This window comes from Kaistia algarum (assembly GCF_026343945.1).
GTDB classification, from domain to species: domain Bacteria; phylum Pseudomonadota; class Alphaproteobacteria; order Rhizobiales; family Kaistiaceae; genus Kaistia; species Kaistia algarum.
The window spans coordinates 2,393,118-2,410,380 of record NZ_JAPKNJ010000001.1 but is presented as its reverse complement, the minus strand read 5'-3'; the positions used below and the strand labels follow the sequence as shown (position 1 = coordinate 2,410,380).

17 protein-coding genes are annotated in these 17,263 nt (G+C 64.8%); 11 read left to right on the top strand and 6 right to left on the bottom strand.

What is annotated here, in order from left to right; genetic code table 11:
- Positions 1-23 precede the first annotated feature (23 nt).
- From OSH05_RS11595 to OSH05_RS11585, 3 genes are all read left to right on the top strand, one after another.
- The gene (locus tag OSH05_RS11595) at positions 24-530 is read left to right on the top strand and encodes a MarR family winged helix-turn-helix transcriptional regulator (RefSeq protein ID WP_104220931.1); all 507 of its coding nucleotides are present in this window, start codon (positions 24-26) and stop codon (positions 528-530) included.
- An 85-nt stretch (positions 531-615) separates the two neighbouring features.
- Complete coding sequence (locus tag OSH05_RS11590) at positions 616-1,536, top strand: DMT family transporter (protein WP_104220930.1); 921 nt, start codon at positions 616-618, stop codon at positions 1,534-1,536.
- Positions 1,537-1,792: 256 nt separating this feature from the next.
- The gene (locus OSH05_RS11585) at positions 1,793-2,299 is read left to right on the top strand and encodes a GyrI-like domain-containing protein (RefSeq protein WP_104220929.1); all 507 of its coding nucleotides are present in this window, start codon (positions 1,793-1,795) and stop codon (positions 2,297-2,299) included.
- 10 nt (positions 2,300-2,309) lie between these two features.
- On the opposite strand, the gene OSH05_RS11580 is transcribed toward OSH05_RS11585, so the two are convergent.
- The gene (locus OSH05_RS11580; protein WP_407660362.1) at positions 2,310-2,843 is read right to left on the bottom strand and encodes a TetR/AcrR family transcriptional regulator; all 534 of its coding nucleotides are present in this window, start codon (positions 2,841-2,843) and stop codon (positions 2,310-2,312) included.
- 275 nt (positions 2,844-3,118) lie between these two features.
- Between OSH05_RS11580 and OSH05_RS11575 the strand changes: the two genes are divergently transcribed.
- From OSH05_RS11575 to chrA, 3 genes are all read left to right on the top strand, one after another.
- Complete coding sequence (locus OSH05_RS11575; RefSeq protein WP_104220927.1) at positions 3,119-4,321, top strand: efflux RND transporter periplasmic adaptor subunit; 1,203 nt, start codon at positions 3,119-3,121, stop codon at positions 4,319-4,321.
- Positions 4,318-7,440 carry an efflux RND transporter permease subunit gene (locus tag OSH05_RS11570; RefSeq protein WP_104220926.1) on the top strand — a complete coding sequence of 1,041 codons (3,123 nt, stop codon included), beginning with the start codon at positions 4,318-4,320 and terminating at the stop codon, positions 7,438-7,440. Before OSH05_RS11575 ends, OSH05_RS11570 begins: the two co-directional genes overlap by 4 nt.
- A 174-nt stretch (positions 7,441-7,614) precedes the next feature.
- Positions 7,615-8,868 (top strand): chromate efflux transporter, encoded by a 1,254-nt coding sequence (chrA, locus tag OSH05_RS11565; RefSeq protein ID WP_104220925.1) that lies wholly within the window; start codon positions 7,615-7,617, stop codon positions 8,866-8,868.
- 84 nt (positions 8,869-8,952) lie between these two features.
- Here the strand turns inward: chrA and OSH05_RS11560 are convergent, their stop codons facing one another.
- From OSH05_RS11560 to OSH05_RS11550, 3 genes are read right to left on the bottom strand one after another with little or no spacing between them, the layout of a single operon-like run.
- Complete coding sequence (locus OSH05_RS11560; RefSeq protein ID WP_104220924.1) at positions 8,953-10,470, bottom strand: DHA2 family efflux MFS transporter permease subunit; 1,518 nt, start codon at positions 10,468-10,470, stop codon at positions 8,953-8,955.
- A 34-nt stretch (positions 10,471-10,504) separates the two neighbouring features.
- Positions 10,505-11,689, bottom strand: a complete 1,185-nt coding sequence (locus OSH05_RS11555; protein ID WP_104220923.1) for an HlyD family secretion protein — start codon at positions 11,687-11,689, stop codon at positions 10,505-10,507.
- Positions 11,686-12,141: a MarR family winged helix-turn-helix transcriptional regulator gene (locus OSH05_RS11550; RefSeq protein ID WP_323181438.1), complete on the bottom strand. Its 456-nt coding sequence runs from the start codon at positions 12,139-12,141 to the stop codon at positions 11,686-11,688. Before OSH05_RS11550 ends, OSH05_RS11555 begins: the two co-directional genes overlap by 4 nt.
- A 271-nt stretch (positions 12,142-12,412) precedes the next feature.
- On the opposite strand from OSH05_RS11550, the gene OSH05_RS11545 reads away from it, so the two are divergent.
- Positions 12,413-13,600, top strand: coding sequence for an OpgC family protein (locus tag OSH05_RS11545; RefSeq protein ID WP_165801706.1), 1,188 nt, complete (start codon positions 12,413-12,415; stop codon positions 13,598-13,600).
- A gap of 113 nt (positions 13,601-13,713) precedes the next feature.
- Here OSH05_RS11545 and OSH05_RS11540 read toward each other — a convergent pair whose 3' ends face one another.
- Positions 13,714-13,896 (bottom strand): YdcH family protein, encoded by a 183-nt coding sequence (locus OSH05_RS11540; RefSeq protein WP_104220920.1) that lies wholly within the window; start codon positions 13,894-13,896, stop codon positions 13,714-13,716.
- Positions 13,897-14,152: 256 nt separating this feature from the next.
- Between OSH05_RS11540 and OSH05_RS11535 the strand changes: the two genes are divergently transcribed.
- Positions 14,153-14,359 carry a YdcH family protein gene (locus tag OSH05_RS11535; RefSeq protein WP_104220959.1) on the top strand — a complete coding sequence of 69 codons (207 nt, stop codon included), beginning with the start codon at positions 14,153-14,155 and terminating at the stop codon, positions 14,357-14,359.
- Here the strand turns inward: OSH05_RS11535 and OSH05_RS11530 are convergent.
- Positions 14,349-15,038, bottom strand: coding sequence for a GGDEF domain-containing protein (locus OSH05_RS11530; RefSeq protein WP_104220919.1), 690 nt, complete (start codon positions 15,036-15,038; stop codon positions 14,349-14,351). The genes OSH05_RS11535 and OSH05_RS11530 overlap by 11 nt on opposite strands.
- Positions 15,039-15,209: 171 nt before the next feature.
- Between OSH05_RS11530 and purE the strand changes: the two genes are divergently transcribed.
- From purE to OSH05_RS11515, 3 genes are all read left to right on the top strand, one after another.
- Positions 15,210-15,674, top strand: coding sequence for a 5-(carboxyamino)imidazole ribonucleotide mutase (gene purE / locus OSH05_RS11525; RefSeq protein ID WP_104220918.1), 465 nt, complete (start codon positions 15,210-15,212; stop codon positions 15,672-15,674).
- Positions 15,667-16,755, top strand: a complete 1,089-nt coding sequence (locus tag OSH05_RS11520) for a 5-(carboxyamino)imidazole ribonucleotide synthase (RefSeq protein ID WP_104220917.1) — start codon at positions 15,667-15,669, stop codon at positions 16,753-16,755. The genes purE and OSH05_RS11520 overlap by 8 nt, the downstream gene beginning before the upstream one ends.
- Positions 16,756-16,847: 92 nt before the next feature.
- Positions 16,848-17,255: an endonuclease domain-containing protein gene (locus OSH05_RS11515; RefSeq protein WP_104220916.1), complete on the top strand. Its 408-nt coding sequence runs from the start codon at positions 16,848-16,850 to the stop codon at positions 17,253-17,255.
- Positions 17,256-17,263 lie beyond the last annotated feature (8 nt).

The following is a 17,263-nucleotide window of genomic DNA, read 5'->3' as shown; positions in this document are numbered from 1 at the left end:
ATTTCGGGCTAAACGAAGCCATCATGGCTTTCAATCACCGCAAGACAGTCACCTTTCGCCTCGCCCAGACCGCCCGGGCGGCACGCGGCCGTTCCGGCGGCCACCTGATCCGCATCGGCCTGCATCCCGGCCAGGAGAGCGTCCTCAAGGCGCTCGGCGAGCAGGATGGGCTGTCGATGAGCCAACTGGCCCAGACGCTTTCGGTCCAGCCGCCGACCGTCACCAAGATGGTGAGCCGGCTCGCGGCGCAAGGCTATGTCGAGCGCCGCGCCTCCAAGGGCGACGGGCGTCAGGCGCATGTCTTCCTCACCGAACAGGGTCGCGGCACGATTGCCGATGTCGATCGCGGCTGGAAACGGCTCGAGAAGGAAGCTCTCGCCGGCATCGACGAGAAGGACGTCAAGCGGCTGCGCAAGCTGCTGCGCCAGATCGAACGCAACCTGACGGCGTCGAGCGAGCAGCCCGATGAAGCCGCAGAGGACGAGCCCGAAGCCGAGGACGTCCAGATTGTCGCGGAGCCCGTGGCTTGAGGCTCACCGCCCGATCTGGTTGATTGGGGGCTAATGCGTCTTATGCCGGCTGCGCTGTCGCGACCCGGCTTCCCCTGGAGTCCCGATGCCTTCCCCGCCGTCATCGGCAGCCGATGCCGCGCATCGATTGCGCGGCATATCCATCTATTGCTGCACCATGCTGGCCTTCGCCGGTCTCGACGCATCGGCGAAATATGCCGGCCGCTATGTGCCGGCACTGGAAGTCGCCTGGGTGCGCTTTCTCGTGCATGTCGCGCTGGCCCTGCTGATCCTGCGGCCATGGCACGACTGGGGTCCTTACCGGACGAAGCGGCCCTTGCTGCAGATCCTGCGCAGCCTCTTCCTCGTCGGGTCGACCATCTTTAATTTCCTGGCCCTGCAGAGCCTTCAGCTCGATCAGACCGTATCGATCGCCTTCTCCTGCCCGTTCCTGATCGCGGCCCTTGCCGGCCCCCTGCTCGGCGAGTGGGCAGGGCCGCAGCGCTGGATTGCGATCGGCATCGGATTCCTCGGCGTGCTGGTGATCGCCATGCCGGGTTTCGGCGATGCGAAGCCGGCGCTGCTGCTGTCCTTCGGCTCGGCGATTTCCTACGCGTTCTACATCATCCTGACCCGCATGCTCTCGCCGACGGAGAGCAGCGCCAGCATGCTGCTGCTCTCCGCGGTGGTGCCGGCCATCGCGCTCGCACCCGTCGCAGTGCCTGTCAGCGTCTTGCCACCTACCCTCATCGTCGTCCTCTGCCTGTTCCTGACCGGCTTCTGCGGCCTGTTCGGACATTGGTGCGTGATCCTCGCCCACAAGCTGGCGCCGGCGCCGGTGCTCGCCCCGTTCATGTACACGCAGATCATCTGGATGATCCTGCTCGGCTATCTCGTCTTCGGTGACGTGCCGGCGCCGCGCACGCTGGCCGGCACCGGCATCATCGTGGCGAGCGGACTCTATCTGCTCTATCGCGAAAGCCGGAATTCGCACGGACGGCTAACCAGCACGCTCGACGATGCATGACGCCTGACGGCGCACAGGTGGCTCATCTCCTGGGCATTGGCCCTGCGGCCGACGGGCTGCACTGGCCTGTTGGATCTCACAGCACCTGGCCCAGCGGAGAGATCCTCGCTAATCCCGCCGCTATCCGCTTCCCGATCTCTGCGTGGCGACCGATAGCTTGACATCCATCATCCAGACTGAAATAAACCAATCCGTTAATTAATGACTTGGTTATATACGAGTTCGTCGGACGCTCTGTGAGGAAAGGAGCGAGGGCATGCTCACGCTGCCGAAGATCGTCGAGCGCCAGGCCGAGCCTTTCATCGCGCTGCGAACGCACGTCGCCATGGACGAGATCGACAAGCGCGCACCGGACCTGATCAAGGCGCTCTATGACGGCCTTGCCTTGCGCTCGATCGAGCGGGCGGGACCGCTCTTCTTCAAATACAACGTCATCGACATGGAGCGCGAACTGGAGATCGACATCGGCGTTACGCTGTCCTCGTCGACAGATATTGCCGGCTTCATCACCGGCATGCTGCCAGCCGGCCGCTATGCGAGCCTTACCTATTTCGGCCCCTTTGACGATCTCTACGAGGTCACGGCGATCATGGTCGGCTGGGCCAGGCAGCGGGGCCTTCGCTTCGATGTCCGCGAAACGCCTCTGGGCGATGCGTTCAGTTCCCGCCTGGAGATTTACAAGACCGACCCGGCGCTTGAGCCTGACAACTCGAAATGGGAAACCGAACTCGCCTTCCGCCTCGAAGACCCGTCTTCGCCATAGCGCAGGCCGCTCAAGCGGTCTCCGGGAGGGACGGGGTGGCAGGGCCAACCTCATCAGCATCGAGCCGGTCATGCAGCCGCGTCAGGATCGACTCGCACTCGGATCGGCTGAGCGGATTGGAATCGAAGAGGTCCAGGCTGCGCATGCCTTCGACCACCAGAAAGGAAATGAGCGCAATATCGGAGGACGGTGCCTTGCGCAGGCAATTCACCACTCGGATGTTGTGCTTGCGGATCGGGTCAAGGAGGCTCGGCGTCTCGGCGATCGCTGCGAGAAAGCCCCGCGCGCCGCCGGCCTTGGCGGGCGAAGAATCGCAATAGGAACGCAGCAGCCCCAGGGCGATGGCGTTGCCGTCATCCGGCGCCTCGTCGGAAGTGATGCCGACGGCCGTCTCTATGGCGGCGAGATGGCTTTCGACGATCGCTTCCAGCAAGGTCTGCTTGGTTGGGAAGTGATACAGGAGCCCGCCCTTCGACACACCGGCGCGCTCGGCGACGGCGTCGAGAGACAGATGCGCCGGACCGACATCATGGGCGACAGCCACGGCCGCATCGAGGATGCGTTGGCGGGCATTGCCGCGAACTTTGGTCCGCCGCGTTGCGGGTACTCGTTGTGACAGGCTGTGGCCCATCCTATTGTTGCCGCTTGGTCATAGAAGCTGACCAATATAACGCTGCTGCAGCGCAGCACATTGACACTACCGTCCGGACGGTACACTGATTTAGTTCGTTCGAGCAAGGACGACGGCTGAGGCATGTCGTCCCGAACCCTAGCCAGCCTGCTCCGGCGGTCGGAGCCTACGAGAACCGGAACTCCCCCATGAAGCGGACCATCGTCGCCACAATCTTTCTTGTGATCGTGGGAGCGTTCTGCGGCCTGCTGATCTTCATGAACCTGTTTTTCGACAAGGCCACGGCGCAGTTTTTCGCCAACATGAAGCAGCCTGTCGTCACCGTCTCCGCCGAAGAGCTGAAGCCGACGACCTGGCAGCCGGGCATCCAGGCTGTCGGAACCGTTGCCGCCTCGCAGGGCGTGGACATCGCGGTCGAGGCCGGCGGTATCGTGAAGCAGATCCTTTTCAAGGCGAATGATCGCGTCAAGGAAGGTCAGATCCTGGTCCAGATCGACGACGCCGTCGACCGCGCCGGTCTGCTTTCCGCCAAGACCTCGGTCGCCGTCGGACAGGAGGCGCTCGACCGCGCGCAGGCCCTGCTCGACAAGAAGGTCGGTACGATCGCCTCGCTGCAGGACGCGCAGAACAATCTCGACAAGGCCAAGGGCACGCTGCAGCAGATCGAGGCGACGCTCGACCAGAAGGCGATCAAGGCGCCCTTCGGTGGTACGATCGGTATTCCGAAGATCGATGTCGGCCAGTATGTACAGCCTGGCACGCTGATCGCGACGCTTCAGGATCTCGAAACGATGAAGGTGAACTTCACCGTTCCCGAGCAGCAGCTTGCCGCGCTCAAGATCGGCCAGTCGGCGCAGTTCGGCCTTAGCGAGACCAATCTGAACTTCACCGGAACCATTTCCGGCATCGATCCGAAGATCGATCCGAGTTCGCGCCTTGTCACGGTCCAGGCGCTTGTCAGCAATTCGGACGGGACGCTTCGGCCGGGCCAGTTCATCCATGTCCGCGTCCAGCTGCCGGAAGAGACCAACGTCCTCGCCGTGCCGCAGACCGCCGTGACGATCAGCCTCTATGGCACCTATGTCTACCTGGTAGAGAAAGCACCGCCGCCGGCCCCGGCCAAGGAGGGCGAGAAGCCCGTAGAAGCTGCCGCCCCGGCGCCGGGCGCCGCGGCTGAGCCGGCTGGGCCGGCCCTGATTGCCAAGCAGGTCTTCGTCACGACGGGCCGCCGCTCCGACACGTCCATTGAAATCGTGAAGGGTGTTGAGGCCGGCGCGATGGTGGTCACGTCGGGCCAGAACAAGCTTTCTCCCGGGAGCCCGATCGCGCTCGATCCAGCCGGCAATCCGCCGGCGGGTGCTGTCGAAAAGGCGGGTGCGGTCAAGCCATGAACTTCTCAGAGCTCTTCATCCGGCGCCCCGTCCTCACGACGGTCGTCAGCCTCCTGATCCTGCTGCTTGGCGCGCAGGGCATCCTGAACATGTCGGTTCGGCAATATCCGAAGGTCGACGAGACGGTGATCACCGTCACGACGTCCTATCCCGGCGCAAGTTCGGACGTCATCCAGGGCTTCATCACCTCGACCATCACCAAATCGGTGTCCGCGGCAGAAGGCGTCGACTATGTGACGTCGAGCAGCGCGCTCGGTCTCTCGACCGTGTCGGTCCATATGCGTCTCAACACCGACCCGGACAAGGCGCTGACCGAGGTCATCGCCAAGGTCCAGCAGGTCCGCGGAGATCTGCCGACCGAGGCTAAGGATCCGGTCATCCAGAAGGGCACCGGGTTTACCTTCGCGCTCATGTATCTGGCCGCCCGCAGCGACACGATGACGGCACAGCAGCTCACGGATTATCTGATCCGCGTGATCCAGCCGCGCTTCGCGACGGTCAATGGCGTCGCCAATGCCGAAGTGTTGGGCGCGCAGGAATTTGCCATGCGCGTCTGGCTTGACCCGATGGCGATGGCCGCCCGCAAGGTCACAGCCAACGAGGTGCTCGCCGCCATTCAAGGTTCGAACTTCCTGTCGGCTCCCGGCAAGACCAAGAACGACTACTACGCCTATTCGATCGAGGCGAAGACGACGCTGCAGGATCCCGAGACGTTCGGCGCCTTGCCGATCCGCTCGAATGGCGACGAGGTCGTACGCCTCCGGGATGTTGCCCGCGTCGAGCTTGCCGCCGCGTCCAACGATTCACGCGTGCGTTTCAACGGCCAGGACGGTGTCTTCCTCGGCATCTACCAGACGCCGTCGGCCAACCCGCTCGACGTCTCGGCCGGCGTGCTCGCTGAACTGCCGCTGATCCAGTCCTCCTTGCCGACCGGCATGCATATCGAGCTGGTCTATGATTCGACCGAGGCGATCAGCGCGTCGATCGAGGAGGTGCTGCACACGATTCTCGAAGCGGCAGCGATCGTTATCGTCGTCATCCTGCTGTTCCTCGGCTCGTTCCGCTCGGTCGTCATTCCGATCGTCACGATCCCGCTTTCGCTGATCGGCGTCTGCTTCGTGCTCTGGGCGCTCGGCTATTCGCTGAATACGCTGACATTGCTTGGGATGGTGCTGGCGATCGGCCTCGTCGTCGACGATGCGATCGTCGTGGTGGAGAACATCCACCGGCACATCGAGGAGGGCCTCTCGCCGATGAACGCATCGATCGTCGGCATGAGGGAAATCTTCTCGGCCGTCGTGTCGATGACGATCACCCTTGCCGCCGTCTATGCGCCCATCGCCTTCACCCAGGGCGTCACCGGCGCCCTGTTCCGGGAATTCGCACTAACGCTCGCCGGCGCCGTCGTCATCTCCGGCTTCATCGCGGTTACGGTCGCGCCGATGCTGGCCGCGCGCATCCTGAAGCCCGGCGGCGGCAAGCTGCAGCATTTCGTCGATCGCATCTTCGACCGGTTCGGCAATTGGTATGGCCGTCGCCTCGAAGGGTCCCTGAAGGTCCGTCCGATCACGCTGCTCATCGTCGTGGTCGTCATCGGCACCCTCGGCTTCCTGTTCACGAAGACCAGTTCCGAACTGGCCCCGGAAGAGGATCAGGGCGCCATGTTCGCCGTGATCAACGCGCCGCAATACGCGACGATCGACTACACGCAGTTCTATGTCGACCAGATTGCCCAGCGCATCAAGGATATCCCGGAGCGCGACGCCCTGTTCTCGATCTCCGGCAACGGTTCGGCCAATTCGGCATTCTCCGGCATGGTGCTGAAGCCTTGGGCGGACCGTACGCGGACGCAGGCCGAAGTGCAGAAGGAAGTCCAGGGCATTCTAGACAAGGTTGCCGGCGTTCAGTCCTTCGTCTTCGGCATCCCATCCCTGCCGGGCACGGGCGGCGGATTGCCGATCCAGGTCGTGGTCCAGTCCACCGCCGCGGCAGACCGGGTCTACCAGGTCGCCGAGACGATCAAGCAGCGCGCCATGGGCTCGGGCAAGTTCATCGTCGTCCAGAACTCGCTGTCCTTCGACACGCCCAAGGCCAATGTCGTCATCGATCGCGATCGCGCCGCCGCCCTCGGCGTTTCGGTTTCGGATATCGGCAACACCCTGACGCTGCTCGTCGGCGAGAACGGCATCTCGAAGTTCGACCGCGAAGCGCGCGCCTACGACATCATCACGCAGGTGCCGCAACAATACCGCATGAACCCCGAGGATCTCGGCAAGTTCTTCGTGCGGTCGCAGTCGGGCCAGATGGTGCCGATCTCGTCGCTGGTGACGGTGGACGCGGTTGGCTCCGCGCCCGCGATCGAGCAGTTCAACCAGCTGAACTCGGCAACGCTGTCCGCCTTGCCGCTGCCGGGCATCACATCCGGTACCGGACTTGCCGAACTCCAGCAGATTGCCCGCGAGGTCATGCCGCAAGGTTACTTCCTCGAATATGCCGGCCAGTCGCGCACGGAGATCGAGACCGGCAACACGCTGATGCTGGTGTTCGCTCTCGCCATCGTCGTGATCTACCTGGTGCTCGCCGCCCAGTTCGAAAGCTTCCGCGACCCGCTCATCATCATGATGTCGGTGCCGCTGTCGCTGTTCGGCGCCGTGGCTGTGCTCAACATCTGCTCGAGGCTCGGCAATTTCGTCCCGGCGCTATCGGGTGGAACGCTGAACATCTACAGTCAGGTCGGCTTGATCACCCTCGTCGGGCTGATCACCAAGCACGGCATCCTGATGGTGGAGTTCGCCAACCAGCAGCGCGAGGAGCGCGGGCTGGACCGGCGTCAGGCGATCATCGAGGCGGCGCGGGTTCGCCTGCGCCCCATCCTGATGACCACGGCCGCCATGGTGTTCGGCGTCGTCCCGCTGATCACCTCCGTCGGTGCCGGCGCCAAGGCCCGCTTCGCCATGGGCATCGTCATCGCCTCGGGCATGTCGGTTGGAACCATCTTCACCCTGTTCGTGGTGCCGATGTTCTACACCTACCTCTCCAGCGCCCATAAGAAGCACGACGATGAGCCGCCGGCCGCGTCGGGAACAAGCCCGCCCGCGACACCGCTTCCCGCGCATTGATGCGCGGCGGCGCTCGACAGACAATAGGAGAGAGGCCGGCCATGCCGGCCTTTTTCTTCCGCGAGCTGCGGACAAGGTGGATCGTCGGCGGCGATATATGGGTCGGATCGGGGGCTGGGCCGTGAGCGCACCGGTCATGAAAGGGGCGGCGAGGGCTTTCCTCGTCCCATCACCATGAGCGCCCCTTCGCGAGGGCGCCGTCGGCATCGCTCCGGTCCGGTCAGCGGTGGCGAGTCGCATTCGCCGGCCGAGACCCTCTCTCCGGTCCGAATCTTCGCCGAATTCCTGCGCCTCGGCCTCACCTCCTTCGGCGGACCGATTGCCCATATCGGCTATTTCCGCGAACGCTTCGTCGCCCGCCTTCGCTGGCTCGACGAGGCCGGTTTCGCCGATCTCGTCGCGCTCTGCCAGTTCTTGCCCGGCCCCGCCTCGAGCCAGCTCGGCATGGCGATCGGCCTGCAGCGCGGCGGCCTCGCCGGCGCGCTCGCGGCTTTTGTCGGCTTCACACTACCATCGGCGCTCCTGATGACCGGCATCGGCCTTGCCGTTGTGGCCGCCGGGCCCTCCGGCATCGATCACAGCGTGCTCGCAGGGCTGGCGATCGTGGCCCTCGCCGTCGTCGCCGAAGCCGTCCGAGGCATGGCCATGAGCCTGGCGCGCGGGCGCCTGCATGGCGCGATAGCGCTTCTGGCGGCGGCGATCGCCCTCGCCTGGCCATCGGCGGGCACGCAGATCGCGATCCTCCTCGGCGCCGGGCTTGCCGGCTGGTGGTTTGACCCCGCCGTCCCGCCGCCGCCCGGGCCGGCCGAACGATCACCGGTCTCGCACCGGCTCGGCGCCCTGTTCCTCGCCGTCTTCTTCCTGCTTCTCGTCGGTCTGCCACTGGTCGCGGCGATCACCTCGTCGCCGCTGGCGGGACTCGTCTCGGCCCTCTACCGGTCCGGCGCGCTCGTGTTCGGCGGCGGCCATGTCGTGCTGCCGCTGCTGCAGAACGCCGTCGTCGCGCCCGGCCTCGTTTCCGACGCGGCCTTCGTCGCGGGCTATGGCGCGGCGCAGGCCATGCCGGGACCGCTCTTCAGCCTCGCCGCCTTCCTCGGCACGGTCGCCGGCATGCCGAGCCCACTGGCCGGCGCGCTGATCGCGACGCTCGCGCTCTTCGCGCCCTCCTGGCTGCTGGTCGTCGGCGTCCTGCCTTTCTGGCTAAACTTGAAAACCATCGCGCCCTGCCGCAAGGCGCTCGCCGGCGTCAATGCCGCCGTGGTCGGCCTGCTCGGCGCCGCGCTCTATGATCCCGTCTTCCGCACGGCGATCCATGGCGGGGTGGATCTCGCCGCCGCCGTGCTGTGCTACGCGCTGCTCACCGCTGGCCGGGTCCCGGCATGGGTCGTGGTGCCGCTCGCCGCGATCGGCGGATATTTCCTGCTGTAGCTTGGGAGGATCGGCACCCCGGCCGGCCGGAAGGGCACGGTAGGGACATGGCCAGCCGGGCCGGCCAGGGCGCCGAAGGGAGCGCTACTCCAGCGCGACATGCTGCGCCGGACCCTTTTGCGGCCGGTAGCGCAGCAGCAGGAGCAGCGGAATCGTCGTCAGCGTGACGAACATCATGAACTTGAAATCGTCGATATAGGCGATGAATGCCGCCTCGCGCGTGATCACGGCGTTGATCTGCGCCAGCGTCTCGAGATTGCCCATCGCTGCCTCGGCCGAGATCGCCGGGTTGAACGGCGTGACGTGGCTGGCGAGCACTTCATGACTGATCTGCGTGTTCTGCGACAAGAGCGTCGCGACCAGCGACACGCCGATCGACGAGCCGAGATTGCGCACCAGGCTGAAAAGGCTGGCCGCGTCGGTTCGCCAATGCGGCGGCAGCGTCGCGAAGGCGATGGTCGAAAGCGGCACGAACACGAAGCCGAGGCCAAACCCCTGGACGACACCCGTGATCATGAAGGGGGTCGAACCCATCTGCGGCGCCCAGGTGGTCATGTCATAGAGCGACCAACTCGTCGCGGAGAGGCCGATCAGGATCAGCAGGCGTGGATCGACCTTGCCCATCAGCCGGCCGACCAGCAGCATCGCCGCCATCGTGCCCACGCCGCGCGGCGCCAGGATGAGGCCCGTGGCGATGACCGGATAGCCATAGAGATTCTGCAGCATCGGCGGCAGCAGCGCCATGGTGGCGAGCAGGATGATGCCGATGATGAAGATGAAGACGAGGCCGGTGACGAAGTTCCGATCCTTGAAGATATGCGGATCGAGGAAGGTATTTTTCGACGTCGCCATGTGAATGGTGAACACCCAGAAGCCGATCAGCGTCAGCGACGCCTCGATCATGACTTCCGCCGACGAGAACCAGTCGAGCTGCTCGCCCCGGTCGAGCATCATTTGCAGGGCGCCGATCCCCAGCGAGAGGAAGGCGAAGCCGAAGAAATCGAACCTCCGAAGCCGGATCGGCCCTTCCTTCATGAAAATAAAGATGCCGGTGAAGGCGATGATGCCGACCGGCAGGTTGATGAAGAACACCCAGCGCCAGTCGAAGCTGTCGGTCAGCCAGCCGCCCAGCGTCGGGCCGATGATCGGACCGACCATGATGCCGGCGCCCCACATCGCCATCGCCTGGCCATGCCGCTCCTTCGGGTTGATCGAGAGCAGCACCGATTGCGACAGCGGCACGAGCGCGGCGCCGAAAACGCCCTGCAGGATGCGGAAGCCGACCATCTGCATCAGGCTCTGCGACAGGCCGCACAGCATCGAGGCGAGCGTGAAGCCGATGATGCAGATCAGGAACAGCCGCTTGATGCCGATGCGGTCGGCCACCCAGCCGGTGATCGGCGTCGCGATCGCCGCGGCGACGATATAGGACGTCAGCACCCAGGTGATCGTATCCTGCGCCGCACCGAGCGAACCCTGCATGGAGGGCAGCGCCACATTCGCGATCGTGGTGTCGAGCACCTGCATGATCGTCGCGAGCATGATCGAAAGCGTGATCAGGCCGCGATGCGGCACCGGCTTGAAGGCGGGTGATGCGTTCATCTCGTCCAGCGACGGGCCGCGCCCGCGCCCTTCCCTACTGCGCCGGATTCGCCGCAACCGTGCGGAACGGGGCCGTGTCGGCGGCTTCCGCGGTGCCGAAGCCTGGCAGGCTGCGCTTGAAGCCCGTGTCGACATCGACCGAGGCGCTCAGGCCCGCCTGCAAAGCGGATTTGTCGACCGTGCCGTCCAGTTTGAGGCGGACCGGCACGCGCTGGACCACCTTGACCCAATTGCCCGTCGCGTTCTGCGCCGGCAACAGCGAGAATACCGAGCCGGTCCCGGCATCGATGGATTCGACCTCGGCCTTGAATTCATGGCCCGGATAGGCGTCGAGGCTGACGCTTGCGCTTTGGCCGACGCGCATATGCGTCAGGTCCGTTTCCTTGAAATTCGCCTCGACATAGGTCGTCGCCGTTTCGACGAGGCTCATCAGCGCCGTCGGCGCCATCGCCGGGTTGGTGACATATTGTCCAACCCGCAGGCGATCCGTCTGCGAGACGATGCCGTCGGCCGGCGCATAGACGGCGGTCTGCTTCAGTGCCAGCGCGGCGCTGTCATCGGCGGCCTGCGCCTGCATGACGGAGGGGTGCTTGTCGGTCGGAATGTTCGGGTCGCCATTCAAGGCCGTCAGCGCGCCGGCGACCTTTTCCTTCGCCTGGGCGAGCACCTGCTCGGCGTTGCGGAGATTGTTCTGCGCCGTGTCGAAATCGGCATTGGAACTCACGCCTCGACCGAGAAGATCCTGCTGACGGGCAAAGACCTTTTTCTGATAGTCGAGCGAATCCTGCGCGGATTGCTGGGCGGCGAGCGACTGCTGATAGGTGGAGCGAAGCTGCTCGACCTGGAGACGCGCCATGGCAACGGCTGCGTCTGCCTGTTCAAGCGCGATCTTGTAAGGCTCTGGGTCGATGCGGAACAGCAGATCGCCCTTGCTGACGCGATCATTCTCCCCGACGGCGACCTCGACGATCCGGCCCGACTGGTCGGCCGTGATTGTCACGCGGTTCTGCGCCACATAGGCATTGTCGGTCGACGCATAGCGCCCGCCGGTCAGCCACATATAGCCACCGCCAATGGCAAGCGCGACAGGCAGGGCCAGCATCAGCACCACGCGGAGGCTGAGCCGCCGCTTCGGAGCGGGAGTGTCTCCGATGATGGTCAGCTGCGGTGGCGACTTCGCCTCCGGCGTTTTGGTCTCTTCGGATGGCTGGGCGCTCATGACAGCACCTTCTGGAGCTGGGGCGAAGGCTCCGTGGCCTCGCCGGGATTGTCGGGCATTTCGATGCCGCGTCCGGCCATGTTGGCGCGCATGCGGGATAGCGAGGCGATCATTCGTTCCGTCTCCTCCGCGTCCACGCCCTCCAGCGCTGCGGCGAGGACGGACATGCCGATGCGCCGCATGTCGTTGAGCAGCGGCTGGACAGTCTCGGTCAGATGCAGGCGGCGAGCCCGGCGGTCGTTCGGATCGGGCAGCCGCGTGACGTAGCCGAGCACCTCCAGCCGGTCGATATGACGCGACAGGGTGATCGGCTCGATCTCGAGCGCCTCGGCGACGGCGGCCTGGTTCGAGCCCTCATTGTGAAAGAGATGAGCAAGAACCTGCCACTGCGCACGCGTCAGCCCCGACCCCTGAGCGCGCTGGTCGAAGGCGCGACGGAGCAGGCGAGCCACGTCGTTTATCAGGAAGGCGAGGTGTTTTTCACGCGGCGGCTTATCCATGGGGAGCAATATAATAAGCTTACTTATCATATGCAACAGGGATCGCCTTGCCAGCGGCGAAAACGTAATCGCCCAGAGGGCCGCGGCGGCACCGCGACGTCGCGAGACGAGGGATCCAATGCGCTGGGCCAACGTTGGAGACTTGCGTCGGCGCCGTATCATTGCCTTTATTGATGCTTAGCCGGCACGGGGGCGCAACGGTCCCGATATTGGGAAGATGCCATTGCTGAAGCCATTTTCGAACCCGATGGCCAGGGATTACCGGATCGATTTTTTCCGGGGCTTGGCGCTGATATCGATCTTCGTCAATCACATTCCGGGCAATTTCTATTCAAACTTCACGCACCGGAATTTCGGCCTGTCCGATTCGGCCGAAGTGTTTGTGCTGCTCGCCGGCATGTCGGCCGCGCTTGCCTATTTCCCGCGATTTCTTTCAGGCCAGGCGCCGGCCTCGATCGGCACCATCGTGAAGCGCATCGGCACGCTCTATGTCGCGCAGCTCTCCTCGGTCGCGATCGGCTTTGCGCTCTATGCCGCGGCGGCCGTGTGGCTCAACAACCCGGAACTGATGGTGCCGGACGAGCGGCACTGGATGATGGACGAGCCGCTGAAGGCGATGGCCGGCATCGGCGCGCTCACCTACCAGACCGGCAATTTCAATATCCTGCCCATGTATATCGGCCTGCTGCTGATGCTGCCGGCCATCATGGCGCTCGCCCGCATCCGCCTGTCGCTGGCGCTGGCTGCCAGCCTGGCGCTCTGGCTGCTGGCCAACATCTTCCGCCTGACGGTCCCAAACTATCCGGCACCGGGCGGCTGGTACTTCAATCCGATCACGTGGCAGCTGATCTTCACCATCGGCTTCGTCATGGGCGTCAAACTGCGCCGGGGCGACCGGGTCACCGGGTCCAGCTGGCTCTATCTTCTCGCCCTCGCCTATCTTGCCGTCAGCGCGGTGCTCGTGATGGGCGCCCATTGGGACAAGTTCCCGCCCCTGCCGGCGTGGGTCTGGGTCAGCGGTTTCGACAAGAGCTGGGTCGGCCTCTTCCGCCTCCTGCATCTGCTGGCGCTGGTCTATGTCATCGTGTTCAGCCCGATTCCGAAATTCCTGACGCGCTGGCTCGACGCCGACAACTGGGTGGTGCGCCTTGGTCGCAACACGCTTCCCGTCTTCTGGCTGTCGATTGTGCTCGCGGTGAGCGGCCACATCCTGCGCGAGAATGTTTTCGGCCTGCCGAACGATCCTACCTTCGACGCCGCCGGCATCCTGGTCGACACCGCGCTGATCGGGATCGGCATGACGCTGCTGCTTGGGCTCGCCTTCTTCCTCGACTGGAGCAAGCCGGGCGCCAAGACACGACTGGCCACGAACCCGTCGTCCAGCCGAGGCGCCATGTCGCCCGCCGAATAGAGCTGCTTCCGGCGACGGAAAAAGCCGTCGAACGGCAGCGCGCGATCGCTGCGCTGCAAAAAGAAACGCCGCGACGAAGCGCGGCGTTTCGAGATTATGGCAGTCGTTCTGACCTAGTGCATGGTCGCGTCGGTCTTCAGCCGGTTGATCTGGTCCTTGACCTGCAGCTTTCGGCGCTTCAGGGCGGCGAGCTCGATGGCATCCACGCTCGGATGGGTCTTCAACACATCGTCGATTTCCTTGGAGAGTGCCTCGTGACGGCGCTCCAACGCTTGGAGATGCGATTCAATGGACATCCAAATTGGCCTTTCTTCGCTAACCGATGACGGCGACTTCATGGTGACATAAAGCCGCCTGCCTGTCGAACGAGCGGAGCCTTCCGTGAACCAAAAATGACATTGCCGGCTCACTGGCTCCATAGGGGAGATGGAGCTGCGCGGACGATGTCTCAAGAGGGGCCGGAGACGAAACGCCTCTCGCATGGCGGACGACGAACATGTATTCTCGTCGGGCGATTGGGCGGCCCCGGAGAAGGGGGATGGATTGGGGCGCATGAACGAAGAAGACGAACAGGAACTGCGTTTCGAACTCGCCCGTCTGCGCCAGGAACATAGCGACCTCGACGCCGCGATCGCGGTCATGTCGGAGACCGGTCGTATCGACCCGCTCCGCATCCAGCGCTTGAAGAAGAAGAAGCTGGCGCTGAAGGATCGGATCGCCGTGCTGGAGGATCAGCTTCTGCCGGATATCAGCGCCTGACCGCGCGGCACGGCATATCGGCCAGCATCCCCTCCGCCCGGGCGAGCACGCCGACCGCGTTGTCACCCGCCTCGATTGCTGTCGCCACCGCGCGAATGCGCACCGCCGCCACACGGCCTTCGAGCAATCGGTCCATGCCGCCCAGCCCCGCGCGAATGAGATCGAGCCGTCGCGCGCAATCGTCCGGCGAGGCGTTCCACAGCACGACGGCGAATTGATACGGCTCGATTCGCGCGGCCACATCGCAGGAGCGGATCGCCCCGCGCAGCCGCTCCCCCATGGTGCGAAGGACCCGGCGGACGACCGGCTGGCCGTGCCGCTCGGCAACGCCGCTCATGCCATCGGCCGATAGCAGCGCAAACGCCAGATCGGCGCGATAGCGGGCACGGAATTCGATGGCCTTCTCGATCTCGCGCAGCAGGGCGCGCTGGTTCAGGAGCCCCGACACGGGATCTTCCGACGCTTCTGCCTCCAGTCGCGCTATCTTGTGTCGGCTCGCGTCGAGGGCGGAGCGAAGCGCCGCCACTTCCTGGGCCAGCCGCGCCAGCAGCGCATTCGGCTCGCCGGATTCGCGAGCGGTTTCCTCATCGTCCTCCCGCCTCGGCCGCCCGCGCATACGCAAAGACGGCATGGCCGGATTGTCGAGATTGTCGAACGGGTTGGGCTTGGCGGTCGGCATAGTCGCAGGATGCCGGAATCCGGTTCAGCAATGGTTAACGCTCCGTCACCGGAGCGGAGATAGCCGACGCGCTTGCGGCAAGGCCCTGCGATCCTATAATTCACCATCCCTTGCATCGGAGTTTCGGAGAAAACGAGCTTGGCAGTTCCCCCGCCGCCCGTCGCCATCATCATGGGCAGCCAGTCCGACTGGCAGACCATGCGTTTCGCGGCCGAGACCCTCGATGCGCTGGGCGTTGCCCATGACGACCGGATCATTTCCGCCCACCGCACCCCGCAGCGCCTCGTCGATTTCGCCACCACGGCGAAGGCGACCGGCTACAAGGTCATCGTCGCCGGTGCCGGCGGCGCTGCGCATCTGCCCGGCATGTGCGCCTCGATGACGCCGCTGCCCGTGCTGGGCGTGCCGGTCGAATCGAAGGCCTTGCATGGTGAGGACAGCCTGCTCTCCATCGTGCAGATGCCGGCCGGCATTCCCGTGGGAACGCTCGCCATCGGCAAGGCGGGCGCGATCAACGCCGCCTTGCTCGCCGCCGCTATCCTGGCGCTGGAGGATCCAGCGCTCGCCGAACGGCTCGACGCCTGGCGCGAGGCCCAGTCTTCCCGCGTAGCGGAGCGCCCGACCGACGATGTCTGATTCTGTCCTGAAGCCCGGCTCGACCATCGGTATTCTCGGCGGCGGCCAGCTCGGCCGCATGCTCGCGCTGGCCGCCGCCGAACTGGGCTTTCGCTGTCATATCTATTGCCCCGAGGGCGAAAGCCCGGCCTTCGACGTCGTCGCGGCCCGCACCGTCGCCTCGTACGAGAACCAGCGGGCGCTTGCCGCCTTCGCCGGATCGGTCGACGTCATCACCTATGAATTCGAGAACGTTCCGTCCGAAACGGCCGCCTTCCTCGAGGAGCAGGCAACCGTCCTGCCGGGCCAGCGCGCCCTCGCCGTGTCGCAGGATCGACTGTCCGAGAAGCGGCTGATGCAGGAACTGGGCATCGCCGTCGCCCCCTTCGCCACTGTCGATCGCGTCAGCGACCTTGAAACCGCGCTCTCCCGCCTCGGGCGCCCTTCGATCCTGAAGACCCGCCGCCTCGGCTATGACGGCAAGGGCCAGATCATGATCCGCGAGGGCGACGACGCGGCGGCCGCCTTCGCGGCGATCGGCGGCAAGCCGGCCGTGCTGGAAGGCTTCGTCTCGTTCACGCGCGAGATCTCGGCGCTGGTGGTCCGGTCGAAGCGCGGGGCGACCGCCGTTTACGACATCGCCGAGAATGTCCACCGCAACCACATCCTCGCCACCTCAACCGTCCCCGCTTCGATCGCGCCGGACACCGCCGCCGAGGCCCGAGCCATCGCGATTCGCATCGCCGAGGCGCTCGGCTATGTCGGGCTGCTGGCGGTCGAGATGTTCGTGACCGAGGAGGGCGGCACCGAGACGCTGCTGGTCAACGAGATCGCGCCCCGCGTCCATAACTCAGGCCATTGGACGCAGGATGGCTGCCTCGTCTCGCAATTCGAGAACCACATCCGCGCCATCGCCGGCTGGCCGCTCGGCTCGACGGAGCGCCACAGCGACGCGGTAATGACCAATCTGATCGGCTTCGAGGCCGACGACTGGACACCACTCGCCGCCAAACCCGGTGCGAGGCTGCATCTCTACGGCAAGAGCGAGACGCGCTCAGGCCGCAAGATGGGCCATGTGAACAGGATCTTCGCGAAGCGGTGAGAACGCAGCCATGAAGCTGTGCCGGCCATGGTTCACCGGCCAGACCCCCTCTCCCGCAAGCGGGAGAGGGTTGGGGTGAGGGCCTTGCTTCCTTGACGAGCCCGGAAACCAAGATCGCCCGCCGTCTCCGCCGCGACCAGACCGACGTTGAGCGGCGGCTGTGGGGATATCTTCGTGACCGACGTCTCGATGGCTGGAAATTCCGACGCCAGGTGCCGATCGATTCCTTTGTCGCGGACTTCGTCTGCAAGGAAGCGATGCTGATCGTGGAACTTGACGGCAGCCAGCATGCTGACCATCGCGCAGAGCACGATGCTCGCCGAACGGCCTCGCTGAATATCCTTGGCTATCGCGTGATCCGCTTCTGGAACAATGACGTCATCGGAAATCTCGACGGCGTTCTCAGCGCGATCCTCGCAGCCTTGAAGCAAGCCCCTCACCCCGACCCTCTCCCGCAAGCGGGAGAGGGGGAAGAAGGCACGCCTGTAGCGACGTCCTGAGCCCTTCC